16 protein-coding genes and 1 pseudogene are annotated in these 16,817 nt (G+C 68.4%); 13 read left to right on the top strand and 4 right to left on the bottom strand.

The genetic code is table 11. The features are described 5' to 3' along the window. The first annotated feature begins 44 nt into the window (after positions 1-44). The 8 genes and pseudogenes from A5782_RS08040 to A5782_RS08005 all read left to right on the top strand — a co-directional run bounded on the left by A5782_RS08040 (position 45) and on the right by A5782_RS08005 (position 8,608). Positions 45-569, top strand: coding sequence for a dihydrofolate reductase (locus A5782_RS08040; RefSeq protein WP_067097609.1), 525 nt, complete (start codon positions 45-47; stop codon positions 567-569). A gap of 77 nt (positions 570-646) precedes the next feature. After that, the gene (locus A5782_RS08035) at positions 647-1,393 is read left to right on the top strand and encodes a cell division protein DivIVA (RefSeq protein WP_067097606.1); all 747 of its coding nucleotides are present in this window, start codon (positions 647-649) and stop codon (positions 1,391-1,393) included. 54 nt (positions 1,394-1,447) lie between these two features. After that, positions 1,448-2,668 carry a winged helix-turn-helix domain-containing protein gene (locus A5782_RS08030; protein ID WP_067097603.1) on the top strand — a complete coding sequence of 407 codons (1,221 nt, stop codon included), beginning with the start codon at positions 1,448-1,450 and terminating at the stop codon, positions 2,666-2,668. Continuing rightward, positions 2,668-4,074, top strand: a complete 1,407-nt coding sequence (locus A5782_RS08025; RefSeq protein ID WP_067097600.1) for a type I restriction-modification system subunit M — start codon at positions 2,668-2,670, stop codon at positions 4,072-4,074. Before A5782_RS08030 ends, A5782_RS08025 begins: the two co-directional genes overlap by 1 nt. Further along, positions 4,071-5,105, top strand: a pseudogene (locus tag A5782_RS08020) (restriction endonuclease subunit S); the annotation flags it as partial. The gene A5782_RS08025 and the pseudogene A5782_RS08020, both read left to right, overlap by 4 nt. A 69-nt stretch (positions 5,106-5,174) precedes the next feature. After that, positions 5,175-5,939 carry an FAD-dependent thymidylate synthase gene (gene thyX, locus A5782_RS08015; protein WP_067097684.1) on the top strand — a complete coding sequence of 255 codons (765 nt, stop codon included), beginning with the start codon at positions 5,175-5,177 and terminating at the stop codon, positions 5,937-5,939. Between the two features lie 70 nt (positions 5,940-6,009). Further along, complete coding sequence (dapA, locus tag A5782_RS08010) at positions 6,010-6,912, top strand: 4-hydroxy-tetrahydrodipicolinate synthase (protein WP_067097682.1); 903 nt, start codon at positions 6,010-6,012, stop codon at positions 6,910-6,912. 19 nt (positions 6,913-6,931) lie between these two features. Next, entirely contained in the window at positions 6,932-8,608 is a 1,677-nt protein-coding gene (locus A5782_RS08005; protein WP_067097597.1) for a ribonuclease J, read from the top strand. A gap of 4 nt (positions 8,609-8,612) precedes the next feature. Here A5782_RS08005 and A5782_RS08000 read toward each other — a convergent pair whose 3' ends face one another. Genes A5782_RS08000 through A5782_RS07990 form a run of 3 tightly spaced genes read right to left on the bottom strand, consistent with a single transcriptional unit; the run spans position 8,613 to position 10,635 of the window. Continuing rightward, positions 8,613-9,485 (bottom strand): SAM-dependent methyltransferase, encoded by an 873-nt coding sequence (locus tag A5782_RS08000; protein ID WP_082942840.1) that lies wholly within the window; start codon positions 9,483-9,485, stop codon positions 8,613-8,615. A gap of 5 nt (positions 9,486-9,490) precedes the next feature. After that, positions 9,491-10,321, bottom strand: coding sequence for a mycofactocin-coupled SDR family oxidoreductase (locus tag A5782_RS07995; protein WP_067097591.1), 831 nt, complete (start codon positions 10,319-10,321; stop codon positions 9,491-9,493). Next, positions 10,321-10,635, bottom strand: coding sequence for a putative quinol monooxygenase (locus A5782_RS07990; RefSeq protein WP_067097589.1), 315 nt, complete (start codon positions 10,633-10,635; stop codon positions 10,321-10,323). Before A5782_RS07990 ends, A5782_RS07995 begins: the two co-directional genes overlap by 1 nt. Positions 10,636-10,805: 170 nt before the next feature. On the opposite strand from A5782_RS07990, the gene A5782_RS07985 reads away from it, so the two are divergent. Next, positions 10,806-13,325, top strand: coding sequence for a DNA translocase FtsK (locus A5782_RS07985; protein WP_197694152.1), 2,520 nt, complete (start codon positions 10,806-10,808; stop codon positions 13,323-13,325). 30 nt (positions 13,326-13,355) lie between these two features. Here A5782_RS07985 and A5782_RS07980 read toward each other — a convergent pair whose 3' ends face one another. Then, positions 13,356-13,889: an amino-acid N-acetyltransferase gene (locus A5782_RS07980; protein ID WP_067097586.1), complete on the bottom strand. Its 534-nt coding sequence runs from the start codon at positions 13,887-13,889 to the stop codon at positions 13,356-13,358. Between the two features lie 38 nt (positions 13,890-13,927). Here A5782_RS07980 and pgsA point away from each other — a divergent pair, with 38 nt between their 5' ends. The 4 genes from pgsA to A5782_RS07960 all read left to right on the top strand — a co-directional run bounded on the left by pgsA (position 13,928) and on the right by A5782_RS07960 (position 16,751). Continuing rightward, positions 13,928-14,527, top strand: a complete 600-nt coding sequence (pgsA, locus tag A5782_RS07975) for a CDP-diacylglycerol--glycerol-3-phosphate 3-phosphatidyltransferase (RefSeq protein ID WP_067097677.1) — start codon at positions 13,928-13,930, stop codon at positions 14,525-14,527. 116 nt (positions 14,528-14,643) lie between these two features. Beyond that, a complete protein-coding gene (clgR, locus tag A5782_RS07970) occupies positions 14,644-14,970 on the top strand; it encodes a transcriptional regulator ClgR (protein WP_067097583.1) in 327 nt (108 codons plus the stop codon). 133 nt (positions 14,971-15,103) lie between these two features. Continuing rightward, the gene (gene pspA, locus A5782_RS07965; RefSeq protein ID WP_067097580.1) at positions 15,104-15,931 is read left to right on the top strand and encodes a phage shock protein PspA; all 828 of its coding nucleotides are present in this window, start codon (positions 15,104-15,106) and stop codon (positions 15,929-15,931) included. Between the two features lie 10 nt (positions 15,932-15,941). Further along, positions 15,942-16,751 carry a hypothetical protein gene (locus A5782_RS07960; protein WP_067097579.1) on the top strand — a complete coding sequence of 270 codons (810 nt, stop codon included), beginning with the start codon at positions 15,942-15,944 and terminating at the stop codon, positions 16,749-16,751. Positions 16,752-16,817 lie beyond the last annotated feature (66 nt).

The following is a 16,817-nucleotide window of genomic DNA, read 5'->3' as shown; positions in this document are numbered from 1 at the left end:
GCCGGCTCGGGCGGCTCGCTGGCCGGGATCAAGGAGTAGCGCGTATGACCGAGGTGGGCCTGGTGTGGGCTCAGTCGACCTCCGGCGTCATCGGGCGCGGTGGCGACATCCCCTGGAACGTGCCGGAAGATCTCTCCCGGTTCAAAGAGGTGACCATGGGGCGCTCGGTGATCATGGGCCGGCGGACGTGGGATTCGTTACCGGTGAAGGTGCGCCCCCTGCCCGGCCGCCGCAACGTCGTCCTGTCCCGCGACACCGGCTTCGTCGCCGACGGGGCGCAGGTGGTCGGGTCCCTGGATGCGGCCCTCGCCCACGGTGGCGACGAGCCGCAGACGTGGGTGATCGGCGGCGAGCAGGTCTATCTGCTGGCGTTGCCGTACGCCACCCGCTGCGAGGTCACCGAGATCGAAATCGACTTGCGCCGCGACGACGACGACGCGCTGGCGCCGACGCTCGACGACACCTGGGCGGGTGAGACGGGCGAGTGGCTGGCCAGCCGCTCGGGGCTGCGGTATCGCTTCCACAGCTACCGTCGGCCCGTCGCGCACCCGTTCGCGCCCACGGCCTGACCTGACATACTCGGACGCGGGGGTTGGTCGCCCGGGGGCGGCAACCAGGCGTTTGAAGAGAGAAGGGGGAATTGGCAGTGATAACCGAACCCGTGAAGACGTTCTCTCGAAAATTCATGGGCTACGACGCGGCCGCGGTTGATGCGCACATCGAGATGCTGACCACCAAGCAGCGCCTGCTGCTCGACGACGTCGAGAGCCTGCGGGCCCGGCTGCAGGAATCCGCCGATCAAACGGCCGCGCTGCGCAAGGAAGTGGCCGTGCTCACGGACACCTCGCCCTCGCCGCACGCGGTGCAGCAGCGGATGGCGAAAATGCTGAGCCGCGCGGTCGACGAGGTGGCCGAGATGCAGGCCGAGGCGCGGGCCGAAGCGGACGCGCTGATCGCGGCGGCCGAGGCCGAGGCCGACGCCGCGGAGCGAAAGCGTGACGAGGTGCTCGCCGACATGGCCGCGCAGCAAAAAGCCCTGGAAACCGAATACCAGGAGACAAAGGAAAAGCTCGACGCCGAACTGGCCGCCATGCGCGCCGAAACCCGATCGGCGATCGAGAAGGCGCGCCAAGAGGCCGAGCGGGAATGCGAGCAGCTGCTCGGCGACGCGAAAAAGGGTGCCGACCATTACCGGGAGAAGGCCCAGCGCGCGGTGGACGAGGCGGCGGCGCGGCGAATCACGATCCTCGAGCAGCTGATGGGCGTGTACCGCGACCTCGACGAGGTTCCGAAAGCCCTCGAGGCGGCCTACGCGGAGCAGAACGATTCGGCCGACGATTCGGCCGGCGACGGCGTCCTGAAACCGCTGGACCGCAAGGTCCGCGCGGGGTAAGTCGGGGTAGCCTCGCCGCCAAGGGTTGCGGAACGGACCGGTATTCTCGGCGCGGTGTCGACCCGCAGGTTATCGGCCGCCCAAGCCCGGCGCATAGCCGTTGCGGCCCAAGGTTTTAGCGAGCCCCGCCCCGGCGGCGAGATCACCCGAGCGCACCTGAAGCGGCTGCTCTCCAGGATCCAAGTGCTGCAGCTGGATTCGGTCTCGGTGGCGGTGCGTGCGCACTACGCTCCGGTGTTCAGCCGGCTCGGCCCCTATGACCGTGACGTGCTGGACCGCGCCGCCTGGGGTCCGCGTTCGTCGCGGCTGCTGGCGGAGTATTGGGCGCACGAGGCCGCGCTGATGGCAGTTGAGGACTGGCCGCTGCTGCGCTGGCGGATGCGTCAGTACCGGCATGGCCGGTGGGGCACCCACATCGTCAAGGCCAACCCGCGGCTGGCCGACGAGATCATCGCCGCCGTCGCCGAGCTCGGGCCCAGCACGGCCGGGCAGATCGAAGCGCATCTGGCCGCCGAGCCGCGGCGGAAAAAGGGCACCTGGTGGACGCGCAGCGACACCAAATGGGTGGCCGAGGCGCTGTTCTCCGCCGGGGTGCTCACCACCGCAACCCGGGTCGGCTTCGCGCGCCACTACGACCTGGTCGAGCGGGTACTGCCGGCCGCCGTGCTGGCCCGCGAGGTCGACGACGACGAGGCGATCCGCGAACTCACGCTGCGGGCCGCCACCGCGCTGGGCGTGGGCACCGAGGCCGACATCCGCGACTACTTTCGGCTGTCGGCCGCCCAGGTCAAGCCGGCGATCGCCGCGCTGGTCACCGCCGGTGATATCGAACCCGTCGACGTCGACGGCTGGTCGGCACCGGCCTATCTGCGGGCGGGCCGCACGGTGCCCCGCGCGGACCGCGGCACCGCGCTGCTGTGCCCGTTCGATCCGCTGATCTTCTTCCGTCCACGCGTCGAGCGATTGTTCGAGTTTCATTACCGCATAGAGATTTACACCCCGGCCGCCAAACGGCAGTACGGCTATTACGTGTGGCCGCTGCTGATGGACGGGCAGCTGGTGGCGCGGGTCGACCTCAAGGCCGACCGGGCCGCCAACTCGCTGCGTGTCCTCGGCGCGTTCGGCGAGCCCGATGCGCCCAAGGCCCGCGTTGCCGCCGCACTGGCCGGTGAACTTCAGTCCATGGCGTCCTGGCTGGGTCTGGCCGGGTTCACCGTCGCCGGCCGCGGTGATCTGTCCGGCGAGCTGCGCGCGGCGGTCAAGCGGGTGAGCTGATGCCGGCGTCGACGTCCAAGGAGCTCAAAGCCACGCTGTGGAAGGCGGCCGAGAAGCTGCGCGGCTCCCTGTCGGCCGGACAGTACAAGGACGTGATCCTGGGGTTGGTGTTTCTCCGGCATGTCTCGGAACCGCAATGGAAAGCGTTGGCGGACAACGTAGACTCTGAACGCCTCGGCCTGCTGGCGGATGAGGCGATGGACGCCGTGATGACGGCGAACCCGGCGCTGGCCGGGATGCTGCCCCGGCTGTATGAGAACCTCGACCGGCGGCGCCTCGGTGAGCTGGTGACCCTGCTCGACGGCGCGCGATTCGGCGATCGGGGCGACCGGGCCGGGGACCTGCTGGGCGAGGTGTACGAGTACTTCCTGGGCAATTTCGCTCGCGCGGAAGGGCGGCGGGGCGGCGAATTCTTCACCCCACCCAGTGTCGTGCGGCTGCTTGTCGAGGTGCTCGAACCGACGAGCGGGCGGGTGTATGACCCGTGCTGCGGCTCGGGCGGGATGTTCGTGCAGACCGAGCACTTCATCGCCGAACACGATGGCGATCCCGCGACAGTCTCCGTCTACGGGCAGGAAAGCGTCGAGCAGACCTGGCGCATGGCGAAAATGAACCTGGCCGTGCACGGCATCGACAACACGGGTCTGGGCACGCGGTGCGCCGACACACTTGTCATGGACCAGCACGCCGGCGTGCAGATGGACTTTGTGATGGCCAATCCGCCCTTCAACATCAAGGATTGGGCCCGCGACGAGAACGACCCGCGCTGGCGTTTCGGCGTTCCGCCCGCGACCAGCGCGAATTACGCTTGGATTCAACACATCCTGTCCAAACTGGCGCCGGACGGCAAGGCCGGGGTGGTGATGGCCAACGGCTCGATGTCGTCGAACGTGCTGGGCGAGGGCGACCTCCGGGCCCGCATCGTCGATGCGGATCTGGTGTCGTGCATGGTCGCCCTGCCCGCGCAGCTGTTCCGCAGCACCGGGATACCGGTGTGTCTGTGGTTCTTCGCCTCCGGCAAGGCGCACCGATCGGGACAGGTGTTGTTCATCGATGCGCGTGGCCTGGGCTACCTGGTGGATCGCGCCGAGCGCGCACTGACCCGCGACGACATCGTCCGGATCGCCGACACCTACCACGCGTGGTCGGGTGCGGCGTCGGCCCTCGCCAAAGGCATTGCCTACCACGATGTTCCGGGATTTTGCAAGTCCGTCCCGCTGGACGACATCAGGGCCGCGGGCTACCCGCTGACACCCGGACGCTATGTGGATGCGCCGCCCCCGCGGGACGACGGCGAGCCCGTCGGCGACAAGATCGCGCGATTGACCACCGATCTGCTGGCCGCCCTGGACGAATCGGTGCGCGCGGACAACGTGGTGCGCCAGCAGGTGGAGTGGCTGCGGTGAAGACCGTCCTGGGCGAGCATCTCGACTTCAGCACCGGAAACCGCACGCCGCCGCGAACATCCGACGGGCGCTTTCGCGTCTACGGCGCCAATGGCGCGATCGGTTACGCCGCCGAACACAACGCCAGCGGGCCCTTGATCGTGCTGGGCCGCGTCGGGTCGTACTGCGGCAGCCTGCGCTACCTCGACTCCGATGTCTGGGTCACCGAGAACGCGCTGGTGTGCCGCGCCAAGGACCCGCGAGAGACCCGGTATTGGTATTACGCCCTGCAGACCTGCCGGCTGGCCGACCACCGATCCGGGTCGGGGCAACCCCTGCTCAACCAGTCAATCCTGAACAACATCTCGGTGTGGACCGTCGCAGCGCGCGAACGGCGCCGGATCGCCGAGCTGCTCGGCGCCCTCGATGACAAAATCGCCGCCAACGAGCGGGTGATCGAGACTGCCGAACGCCTGATGGTTGTCCTCGCGCAATCGGCGACGGATCGCGTGCGGCTGTCGCACCTGGCGACCCGGTCGACGGCGACCCGCAACGTGCGCGAGTTCGACGAGCGCGTCGCCCACTTCAGCCTTCCGGCGTTCGACGACGGGGCGAAACCCCGCCTGGTCGGCGCCGCGGCGGTGCGCAGCGCCAAGCTGTTCCTGTCGGAGCGGTGCGTCTTGTTCGCCAAGCTGAACCCGCGGATCCCGCGGATCTGGAATGTGCTGAGCCTGCCGTCGGAAATGGCGGTGGCCAGCACGGAATTCGTTGTGCTCAGGCCGGTCGGAATCGACTCCTCGGCGCTGTGGTCGGCACTGCGGCAACCCGAGGTCTCACTGCGGCTGCAGCGGCAGGCCGCGGGGACCTCGGGCAGCCATCAGCGGATTGGGCCCCGCGACCTGCTGGACGTGTCGGTCCCCGACGTTCGCCGGTTGAGCCCCGCCGCGCTGCGCACGATCACCGGACTGGGTGCCCTGTGTCATGCGCGCCGCACCGAAAGCGCCCGGTTGGCGGCATTGCGTGATGCGCTGCTGCCGTTGCTGGTCTCCGGCAAGGTGCAGGTCTGCGACACCGAGCCGCCCGGCACGCTTGAGGTTGAATGCCCGGCTAAGGTGAGCGCCGTGGCCCAGATCGCGCCGCTGCGCGTGCAACTGATCGCCAAGACCGACTTCTTGGCTCCCCCGGACGTGCCGTGGAGCACCGACGCCGGCGGCGGCCCCGCGCTCGTCGAGTTCGCCGGCCGGGCCTGCTACCAAAGCTGGTCGAAACCCAACCCGAAGACCGCGACCAACGCCGGCTACATCAGGCACATCATCGACGTCGGGCACTTTTCGGTGCTCGAACACGCCAGCGTCTCGTTCTACATCACCGGCATCTCCCGCTCCTTGACCCACGAGCTGATCCGGCATCGGCACTTCTCCTATTCGCAGCTGTCACAGCGCTACGTCCCCGAGAAGGACTCGCACGTCGTCGTGCCGCCGGGCATGGAAGACGATCCGGAACTGCAGCAGATCCTGGCCGCGGCCGCCGACGCCAGCCGTGCCACCTACGCCGAATTGCTGACGAAGCTGGAAGCGAAGTTCACGGCGGGTGAGCCCGCCGAAAAGCTCGGCATGCTGCGACGCAAGCAGGCCCGCCAGGCCGCGCGCGCCGTGCTGCCCAACGCGACCGAAACCCGCATCGTCGTGACCGGCAACTACCGGGCGTGGCGCCACTTCATCGCCATGCGCGCCAGCGAACACGCCGACGTGGAAATCCGGCGGCTCGCCATCGAATGCCTGCGCCAGCTGGCGGGGGCGGCGCCGGCGGTGTTCGCCGACTTCGAGATCTCCACCCTGGCCGACGGCACGGAGGTCGCGACCAGCCCGCTGGCGACCGAAGCCTGACGCGTCGCCGCGCGAAGGCGCGTCTACGTGGATGCTAAATACCTTGCTGGCGCCAGGTAACCTGAACACCGTGAGCACGGTCGGATTCGACGCCCCAGCGCGGTTGGGAACCGTGCTGACCGCGATGGTCACACCGTTTCGCGCCGACGGCTCCGTTGACACCGTCGCGGCCGCACAGCTGGCCAATCACCTGATCGATGCGGGCTGCGACGGGCTGGTGGTCTCCGGAACCACCGGGGAATCGCCGACAACCACGGACGACGAGAAACGGGAGCTGCTGCGCGTCGTGCTGGAGGCCGTCGGCGACCGGGCCCGCGTCATCGCCGGCGCGGGCACCTATGACACCGCCCACAGCGTCCGGCTGGCCAAGGCCTGCGCCGCCGAGGGCGCACACGGGCTGCTGGTGGTCACGCCGTACTACTCGAAGCCACCCCAGAGCGGGCTGATCGCCCACTTCACCACCGTCGCCGACGCGACGGAGCTGCCGGTGCTGCTCTACGACATCCCGCCGCGTTCGGTGATACCGATCCAGCCCGAGACCATCCGTGCGCTGGCCGCCCACCCGAACATCGTCGGAATCAAAGACGCCAAGGCAGACCTGCACAGCGGTGGCCAGATCATCGCCGAGACCGGCCTCGCCTACTACTCCGGCGACGATGCGCTGAACCTGCCGTGGCTGGCCATGGGCGCCACCGGCTTCATCAGCGTGATTTCTCACGTGGCGGCGGGACAGCTGCGAGAAATGTTGTCCGCCTTCAGCTCCGGGGATATCGCCACCGCCCGCAAGATCAACGCCACCGTCGCCCCGCTGTGTGACGCGATGACCCGCCTGGGCGGGGTGACGATGTCCAAGGCCGGGCTGCGTTTGCAGGGCATCGACGTCGGCGATCCGCGGTTGCCGCAAGTGCCCGCAACGCCAGAACAACTCGACGCGTTGACCGCCGATATGCGCGCGGCCTCGGTGCTGCGGTGACCCAAGGAGTTTCCGAGAAGTGGATGTAGACCTCGCCCCGCCAGGCCCTTTGGCCACAGGAGGGTTGCGGGTCACCGCTCTGGGTGGCATCAGCGAAATCGGCCGCAACATGACGGTTTTCGAGCACCTGGGCCGGTTGTTGATCATCGACTGCGGCGTCATGTTCCCCACCCACGATGAGCCCGGGGTCGATCTGATCCTGCCGGACCTGCGCCACATCTCCGACCGCCTCGACGACATCGAGGCGCTGGTGCTCACCCACGCCCACGAGGACCACATCGGCGGCATTCCGTTCCTGCTCAAGCTGCGCCCCGACATCCCGGTCGTGGGTTCGAAGTTCACCCTGGCGCTGGTGGCCGCGAAGTGTCGCGAGCATCGACTCAAGCCGGTGTTCGTGGAGGTGGCCGAGGGCCAGAAGAGCAGTCACGGCGTGTTCGAATGCCAATACTTCGCCGTCAATCACTCCATCCCCGACGCGCTGGCGATCGCCGTGCATACCGGCGCCGGAACGGTGCTGCACACCGGTGACATCAAGCTCGATCAGCTTCCCCTGGACGGCCGCCCGACCGACCTGCCGGGCATGTCCCGGCTCGGCGACGCGGGGGTGGACCTGTTCCTGTGCGACTCAACCAATGCCGAGCAGCCCGGTGTGGGGCCGTCGGAAAGCGAAGTCGGTCCGACGCTGCACCGGTTGATCCGCGGCGCCGACGGCCGCGTCATCGTGGCGTGTTTCGCCTCCAACGTGGACCGGGTGCAGCAAATCATCGATGCCGCAGTCGCTTTGGGCCGGCGGGTATCGTTCGTGGGCCGATCCATGGTGCGCAACATGGGCATTGCCCGCGAACTCGGATTCCTGCGCGTCGCCGACTCGGACGTGATCGACATCGGCGCCGCCGAGATGATGCCGGCCGACCGCGTGGTGCTGATCACCACCGGCACCCAAGGTGAGCCGATGTCGGCGTTGTCGCGGATGTCGCGCGGCGAGCATCGCAGCATCACGCTGACCGCGGGTGACCTTGTGGTGTTGGCGTCGTCGCTGATCCCGGGCAATGAGGAAGCCGTCTACGGCGTCATCGACGAGCTCGCCAAGATCGGGGCTCGCGTCGTCACCAATGCCCAAGCGCGCGTGCATGTTTCGGGCCACGCCTACGCCGGGGAACTGTTGTTCCTGTACAACGGGATTCGGCCCCGCCACGTCATGCCCGTGCACGGGACGTGGCGCATGCTGCGCGCCAACTCCAAGCTGGCCGCCCGCACCGGAGTTCCCGAGGAGTCGATCCTGCTGGCCGAGAACGGGGTGAGCGTCGACCTGGTTGCGGGTCAAGCCTCCATCGCCGGCGCGGTGCCGGTCGGCAAGATGTTCGTCGACGGCCTGGTCGACGGCGACGTCGGCGACATCACCCTGGGCGAGCGGCTCATCCTGTCGTCGGGGTTCGTGGCGGTGACCGTGGTGGTCACGCGCGGCACCGGGCGTCCGGTCGCCCCGCCGCACCTGTATTCGCGCGGATTCTCCGAAGATCCCAAGGCGCTCGAGCCCGCCGTGCGCAGGGTCGAGGCCGAACTGGAGGCGCTGGCGGCCGAGAACATCACCGATCCGGGCCGCATCGCCCAGGGGGTGCGGCGCACCATCGGCAAGTGGGTGGGCGAAACCTACCGCCGGCAGCCGATGATCGTGCCGACCGTCATAGAGGTCTGACCCGCTAGATCTTCTCGGCGTAGGCCGACCACTCCAGTTGCGAGGCCTTCAGTTTGCGGCCGGTGGGCTCGACATAACGCTGCGCAAGGTCGTCGGGGCCGGCCTGCTCGACCAGCCGCCAGCCATACTCATCGAGGAACGCGGCGACGTCGTCGGGCTGCAAGCCGAAATGCCACAGTTGCCGCCGCTGACGCACGATCCGGTACAGCGTGCGGGTGCCATATCGATTGGTGCCGTCGATGAAATCCCTACGCACGTAGGTGAACACCAAACGGCTCCCGGGAGCGGTCGCGCGCAGCCCGTCCAGCGTGCGCCGGACGGTCGCTTCGGTGAGGTACTGGGTGACGCCCTCGCAGATGAAGAACACCCGGTAGTCGGTGCGATAACCGTGCTCGGCGAGCGAGGTGAGCAGGTCGTCATGCTCGAGGTTCAGCGCCACCAATCGAACCGAGAGCGGCAGCTCACCGAGCACTCGGCGGACCGTCTTGAACTTCCTCGCGACGTTCACCGGCAAATCGACCTCGAACACCGGGATGCGGACCCGCCGCGTCAGCAGATACGCGCGGGTGTCCAGGCCCGCCCCGAGGATGACGACGGCGTTGATGTCGTCGAGCGACTCCTTGAGCTTGTCGGCGATAAATCGCTTGCGGCAGGCCAGATTCGCCCACAAACCCGGGCCGGTGAACTCCGAGCCTCGGATCATCAGCCGGCGAACGGGCGCGAACCGGGTCGCGCCGACGAGCCACCGCAGCGGGGCGGGCAAAAACAGCTCGGCGAAGTCGTCGTCGACCAGGCGGCGTCCGGGCGGCTCGTTCTGCTCGACGGCGGCCAACACCATCGGGCCAAATGCAGTCTGCGCAACCGGGTTTCGGGGCATGGCGGCTACTTGTTCAGGAATCCCGCGTCGACGGGCAAGGTCACGCCGGTGATGTAGCGAGCCTGGTCGGACACCAGCCACGCCACCGCGTTGGCGATGTCTTCGACGTCCAGCACCTCCACCGGCATGGCATTGCCCATGGCTCCCGGCGTGTCGGTCGCGGCGGCCATCTTGGCCAGCCACTCCCGGGTGAACTCGTTGTTGATCATCGGGGTCTCGACGCCCGATGGATGGATCGAGTTGACCCGAATCATCTGCCCGGCAAGCAGATTCGCGTAGACCCGCATCAACCCGACAACGCCGTGCTTGGCGGCGGCGTAGCCGACGGAACCGGCGTCCGGGCTGCCGACACCGGCCAGCCCCGCACTCGAACTGATCAGCACGATCGACCCGCCGGTGCCTTGGGAGACCATGGTGGGTATGGCGACCTTGATGGTGTGGTAGACGCCGGTGAGGTTGACGTTGATGACGTCGTGCCAGCCCTCGTCGCCGGATTGCATGGGGGCGATCCCGGCGTTGGCCACCACGATGTCCAGCCGGCCGAACTCGTCCAGGCCGGCCTGCAGCGCCGCGGACAGCGATTCGCGGTCGCGGACGTCGCCGCGAGCGGCCACGATGCGAGAGCCGGTGTCTTCCACCAGCTTCACGGTGGCCGCCAGGTCGTCGGGCGTGGCCAGCGAGTAGGGCACGCTGGCGATCTGGTCGCACAGATCGACGGCGATGATGTCCGCGCCGTCGGCCGCCAGCCGCACGGCGTGCGCGCGGCCCTGCCCGCGCGCGGCACCGGTGATGAAGGCGACCTTGCCCTTCAGGGGCCCTTCCGACGAGCGGGCCATCAGGGCCGCAACTGTCCTTTGGCCGGATCGCCCGCCGGGACCGGCTGCAGCATCTTGATGTCGGGGGCCCCAGCCAGGTGCTCGCCTGCCGCGGTGAACATCTTGGTGACCGCCGGCGCGGTGCTGTGCGCCTTGAGCGCCTCGGCGTCGGCCCACTGCTCGACGAAGACGAAGGTCTCCCCCGATTGGTGCAGCGAATAGACCTGGCAGCCCGGCTCGTCGTGCACTTCTTCGACCGCCCGCGTGAGGATGTCGCGAACGGTGTCGACCGACTCAGGTTTGACAGTCAAGGTGGCGACGACGACAACGGGCATTGATGGCCTCCTGGGCGGTCCGGGGGTGGGGTGACGAGCACGACTTCTTGCAACCGAATGTCACCCTACTCACGCGATTTGCGGCCCGATTCGCCCCATGCCCGACAAGCCGGACCGTTACCAGTGTGGCGGGTGGTGTAGAAGATGTCGTTGCGACTACCCTTGCCGTCATGCCCAGTAAGACCGCCGCCCGCTCCGGAAGCCGAACGAGCAGGTCAAAGGCCCCCTCGCGCGCCCGGGGGCCCCGGGGAGCGCGCCCGGCGGCGCCCCGCAAGAAGGTGAGCAAGCCGGCCAGGCGGCGTAACCACGCTCCGCTGGTCGGGGCGGGGCTGACCTGCGGTCGCGCCGTGCGCGCCGTCTGGTTGATGGCCGCCCGGGGGACCGGCGGCGCGGCCCGGTCGATCGGGCGGGCGCACGACATCGACCCCGAACATCGCCGCGATGGCATCGCGCTGCTGTTGCTGGGCTTTTCCGTGGTGGTCGCCGCGAGTTCGTGGTTTCACGCCGCCGGGCCGGTTGGCACGTGGGTGGACACGCTGCTGCGGACCTTCATCGGCGCGGGGGTGCTGGCGCTGCCGGTCGTCACCGCCGCGGTGGCGGTGACCCTGATGCGGACCGAGCCCAACCCCGATGTGCGCCCCAGATTGATCCTGGGCGTCAGCTTGATCACGCTGTCGGTTCTCGGTTTGCGCCACCTGTGGTCCGGTTCGCCCGGAGACCCCGAAGCACGCCGCCGCGCGGCCGGTTTCATCGGCTTCGCGATCGGCGGGCCCCTCTCGGACGGGCTGACGCCCTGGATCGCCGCGCCGCTGCTGTTCATCGGCTTCATGTTCGGCCTGTTGCTGCTGACCGGAACCACCATCCGGGAAGTGCCGGTGGTGATGCGCAACCTGTTCCACACTCGGTTCGTCGACGAGGACTACGACGACGAGCCCTACGACTATGCCGACGAGTTCGACGACGACGCCGAGGCGGAGCCCGCCACCTACGACGACGACGCGTCCTGTGTCCCGGACGAGGCGGGGCCGGCGTGGTCGCCGGACGATGATGCCCAGGCCGCGCTGCAGGACGACATTCCCACCATGCCCGAACCCGCCGTCGCGCCCGCGATGCAGGCCTCGGGGGGCCGCAAGCGCGGACGGTCGGCGGACAAGCACGACACCGTGCAGCTGGACCGGGTGGTCGAGGGTCCCTACACGCTGCCGTCGTTGAATCTGCTGGTGGCGGGGGACCCGCCCAAGAAGCGCAGCGCCGCCAACAACGTCATGGCCGATGCCATCACCGAGGTGCTGACCCAGTTCAAGGTGGACGCCGCGGTCACCGGCTGCACCCGCGGGCCGACCGTCACCCGATACGAGGTCGAGCTGGGGCCGGGCGTGAAGGTCGAGAAGATCACCGCGCTGCAGAAGAACATCGCCTATGCGGTGGCCACCGAAAGCGTGCGCATGCTGGCCCCGATCCCCGGCAAGTCGGCCGTGGGCATCGAGGTGCCCAACACCGACCGGGAAATGGTGCGGCTGGCCGACGTGCTCACCGCGCCGTCCACCCGCCGCGACCACCACCCGCTGATCATCGGGCTCGGCAAGGACATCGAGGGCGACTTCATCTCGGCCAACCTGGCCAAGATGCCGCACCTGTTGGTGGCCGGCTCCACCGGGTCCGGTAAGTCCAGTTTCGTCAACTCGATGCTGGTCTCGCTGCTGGCGCGCGCAACCCCGGAAGAGGTCAGGATGATCCTGATCGACCCGAAGATGGTGGAACTCACGCCGTACGAAGGCATTCCGCATCTGATCACCCCGATCATCACCCAGCCCAAGAAGGCGGCGGCCGCGCTGGCGTGGCTGGTCGAGGAGATGGAGCAGCGCTACCAGGACATGCAGGCGTCCCGGGTGCGCCACATCGACGACTTCAACGAGAAGGTGCGTTCCGGCGCCATCACCGCGCCGCTGGGCAGCCAGCGCGAATACCGGCCCTACCCGTATGTGGTGGCGATCGTCGACGAGCTGGCCGACCTGATGATGACCGCACCGCGCGACGTCGAGGACGCCATCGTGCGGATCACCCAAAAGGCCCGCGCCGCAGGCATTCACCTGGTGCTGGCCACCCAGCGCCCGTCGGTGGACGTGGTCACCGGTCTGATCAAGACCAACGTGCCGTCCCGGCTGGCGTTCGCCACGTCGTCGCTGACCGACAGCCGGGTCATCCTGGACCAGGCCGGCGCGGAGAAGCTGATCGGCATGGGCGACGGTCTGTTTTTGCCGATGGGCGCCGGCAAGCCGATCCGGCTGCAGGGCGCGTTCATCACCGACGAGGAGATCCAGGCCGTCGTCGCCGCCTGTAAGGACCAGGCCGAACCCGAGTACACCGAAGGCGTCACCGCCGCCAAGCCGACCGGCGAACGCACCGACGTCGACCCGGACATCGGCGACGACATGGACGTGTTCCTGCAGGCCGTCGAGCTGGTGGTGTCCAGCCAGTTCGGCTCGACCTCGATGCTGCAGCGCAAGCTGCGCGTCGGTTTCGCCAAGGCGGGCCGGCTGATGGACCTGATGGAGACCCGCGGCATCGTCGGGCCGTCGGAAGGCTCCAAGGCGCGCGAGGTGTTGGTCAAGCCCGACGAACTGGCCGGAACGCTGGCGTTGATCCGCGGGGGCAGCGACGCCGGCGGCAGCGAGGACGGCGGGGACTAGCGCAAGGCGCGCCTGGACCGATGGTCGCCGCTAGAGCCTCAGCAGCATCCGCGAGTTGCCGAGAATATTCGGCTTGACGTAGCTGAGGTCCAGGAATTCGGCGACACCGATGTCGTAGGAGCGGCACATCTCCTCGAACACCTCGGCGGTGACCGGTGTGCCCTCGATTTCGGTGAAGCCGTGCCTGGCGAAGAACTCGGTTTCGAACGTCAACACGAACAGCCGCTTCAGCGCCAGCTCGCGGGCGACTTCGAGCAGCCGATCGACGATCGCGTGGCCGATGCCGTGGCCGGTCATCGCCGGGTCCACCGCGACGGTGCGAATCTCGCCGAGGTCGGACCACATCACGTGCAGCGCGCCGCACCCGACCACCTGGCCCTCGTGCTCGGCCACCCAAAACTCCTGCACGGCCTCGTACAGCGTCACGAGATTCTTCTCCAGCAGAATCTTCCCCGCATACGTGTCGACCAGGTGTTTGATGGCCGGAACATCAGACGTTCGCGCGCGCCGAACCAGCGGCCGAGAGCGCTGCGGACTTTGGGTCACGGCTAACAGTATCGACATCTCGGACGGCTGTGCTGGTCAACCGCTATTCTGTTGCCGTGTCGGGGCAGCCGCAGACGGGTCCGTTAACTGGACCGCCAGGCCGCGCAAACATCGCCAACCTCGCCAACACGTTGACTCTGTTGCGGCTGGTGCTGGTGCCGATCTTCCTGCTCGCCCTGTTCGCCGGAGACGGCCACCAAAACGGCTTCCGGGTGGTGGCTTTCGTCATCTTCGCGCTCGCCTGCATCACCGATCGCCTGGACGGCCTGCTGGCCCGCAACTACGGCATGGCGACCGAGTTCGGCGCCTTCGTCGATCCGATCGCGGACAAGACGCTGGTGGGTTCGGCGCTGATCGGGCTCTCGATGCTCGGGGAACTGCCCTGGTGGGTCACGGTACTGATCCTGGTGCGCGAATTCGGGGTGACCGTGCTGCGGCTGGCCGTCATTCGCCGCGGCGTCATTCCGGCCAGCTGGGGCGGCAAACTCAAGACCGTGGTGCAGGTGGCGGCCATCGGCTTGTTCGTGCTGCCCCTGGCGGGGCCGTTCCGGGTGATCGCGGCGGTGGTGATGGGCGCCGCGGTCGTGCTGACGGTGATCACCGGTATCGACTACGTCGTGTCGACCGTCCGGGAAGTCCGCCGCACGCCCGGCTGATTCCGCCGGCACCGAACGGGAACCAGACCACCGCTATCGGCGTTCACCTAGTGAGTACCTGCCGGAGGCAAGCTGAGGACGTGCCGCGCGGGGCTGACTGGACGAAGGAGGGCGGGATGCCGCCATTGGTGCGCGAGGTCATCGGCGACGTGCTGCGCGAGGCCCGCACGACACAGGGCCGGACGCTGCGCGAGGTGTCCGATTCGGCGCGGGTGAGCCTCGGATACCTGTCCGAGGTGGAACGTGGCCGTAAGGAGCCGTCCAGCGAGCTGCTGAATGCCATCTGCGATGCGCTGGATGTCCCGTTGTCGTCGGTTCTCATCCACGCCGGCGAGCGGATGGCCAGCGGGGAGCGGACGGCCGTCGGCGCGCCCGCGGACGGGGCCGGCGGCACCAGCATCAAGGTCGTCATCCCGCCGGTGGCGTCGCTGGCGCTGGCCTGAGCGCCGGGGATGGATCCCGCGTAAGGGGTGGGGCGATCGGCGCCGACCCATTAAATTGAGCGGCAGGCGCAGAGCCCGTTCGGGCCATCCGGGGACCCTCCGGATCCTCAAGAAGCGAAGGTGGAGCTAACTCATGGCCAATCCGTTCGTCAAGGCGTGGAAGTACCTCGCGGCGCTGTTCAACGCCAAGATCGACGAGCACGCAGACCCCAAAGTGCAGATCCAGCAGGCCATCGAGGAAGCGCAGCGCACACATCAGGCGCTGACCCAGCAGGCCGCGCAGGTCATCGGCAACCAGCGGCAACTCGAGATGCGGCTCAACCGTCAGCTGGCCGACGTGGAGAAGCTGCAGGTCAACGTGCGTCAGGCCCTGACGCTGGCCGACCAGGCCACCGCGTCCGGTGACGCCGCCAAGGCGACCGAGTACAACAACGCCGCCGAGGCGTTCGCCGCCCAGCTGGTGACCGCCGAGCAAAGCGTCGAAGACCTGAAAACGCTGCACGACCAGGCATTGAACGCGGCCGCACAGGCCAAGAAGGCCGTCGAACAGAACGCCATGATGCTGCAGCAGAAGATCTCCGAGCGCACCAAGCTGCTCAGCCAGCTCGAGCAGGCCAAGATGCAGGAGCAGGTGAGCGCCTCGCTGCGATCGATGAGCGATCTCGCCGCCCCCGGCAACGTCCCCAGCCTCGACGAGGTGCGCGACAAGATCGAGCGACGGTACGCCAACGCGATCGGGGCCGCCGAGCTCGCGCAGGGTTCGGTGCAGGGCAGGATGCTCGAGGTCGAACAGGCCGGGGTGCAGATGGCCGGTCATTCCCGGCTGGAGCAGATTCGCGCCTCGATGCGCGGTGAGGCCCTGCCGACCGGTGGGACGCCGGCCGCGGGGACCACTCCCGCCACTCCCGCGCCCGCGGAGAGCGCCGGCGGCTCGGTCACCGAGAAGCCGCTTGGTCAGTAGTCGAAGTGTCATGGCGGTGAAAGCAACGCAGCCCGGTCCTTGGCGCGCGTTGCTGCACCGCGGACTGGCCACCGCGGCCGACGTTTCCGACCTGGTGGCCCGCAAGATCAGCGCGGCCGCGGATCCGCGCGCACGCCAGCTGCGTCGCCGTCGCCGCGCACTGCGCTGGGGCCTGATCTTCAGCGCCGGGTGTGTGTTCTGGGCCGCGGTGACGATGTTGCTCGCGGCGTGGGGATGGTTCGCGTTGCTGCTGGAAATCACCGGCGGCGTCGCGGTTTTGATGGCCGTCCCGGCGACGTTGTTACTGCTTCGCTACCGCTGGCTGCGGTCCGAGCCGCTGCCGGTGCCCCGGATCACGAATGTGCGCCGGCTGCCGCCGCCGGGCTCGGCGGCCCGCCCCGCGATGTACGCGCTGGGCGCCTCGGAGCGCGGGTTTTCTTCACTGGTGGCGGTGATCGAGCGGGGCGCGATGTTGCCGACCGGCGAGATCCGCGACTTGACCGCGGCCGCCACCAGGACCTCGGCGGCCATGGCGTCCACCGCCGCGCAGGTGGTGTCGATGGAGCGGGCGGCGCAGGCCAGCGCCCAATCGCGGTCGTATCTGGTGCCCACCATCAACGCGTTCACCGCGCAGCTCAGCGCCGGCGTTCGTCAATACAACGAAATGGTCACCGCGGCAGCGCAATTGGTGTCCTCGGCGAACGGCGACGGACTGGCAGCGTCGCAGCACTACCGCGCCGAGCTGGCCGGGGCGACGGATCGGCTGGTCGGTTGGGCGCAGGCGTTCGACGAACTCGGCGGATTGCGCGGCACCGGCTAGCTGTACCGGGCGGGCACGTTAATGACTGTCTGGGCTTGTGCTTGGGAGGACCTCCGGGCTTAGTGG

It is taken from the genome of Mycobacterium sp. 852002-40037_SCH5390672 (assembly GCF_001665875.1).
Lineage (GTDB): Bacteria > Actinomycetota > Actinomycetes > Mycobacteriales > Mycobacteriaceae > Mycobacterium.
The sequence above is the reverse complement of the archived record's forward strand: the minus strand, read 5'-3'. Positions and strand labels throughout refer to the sequence as shown.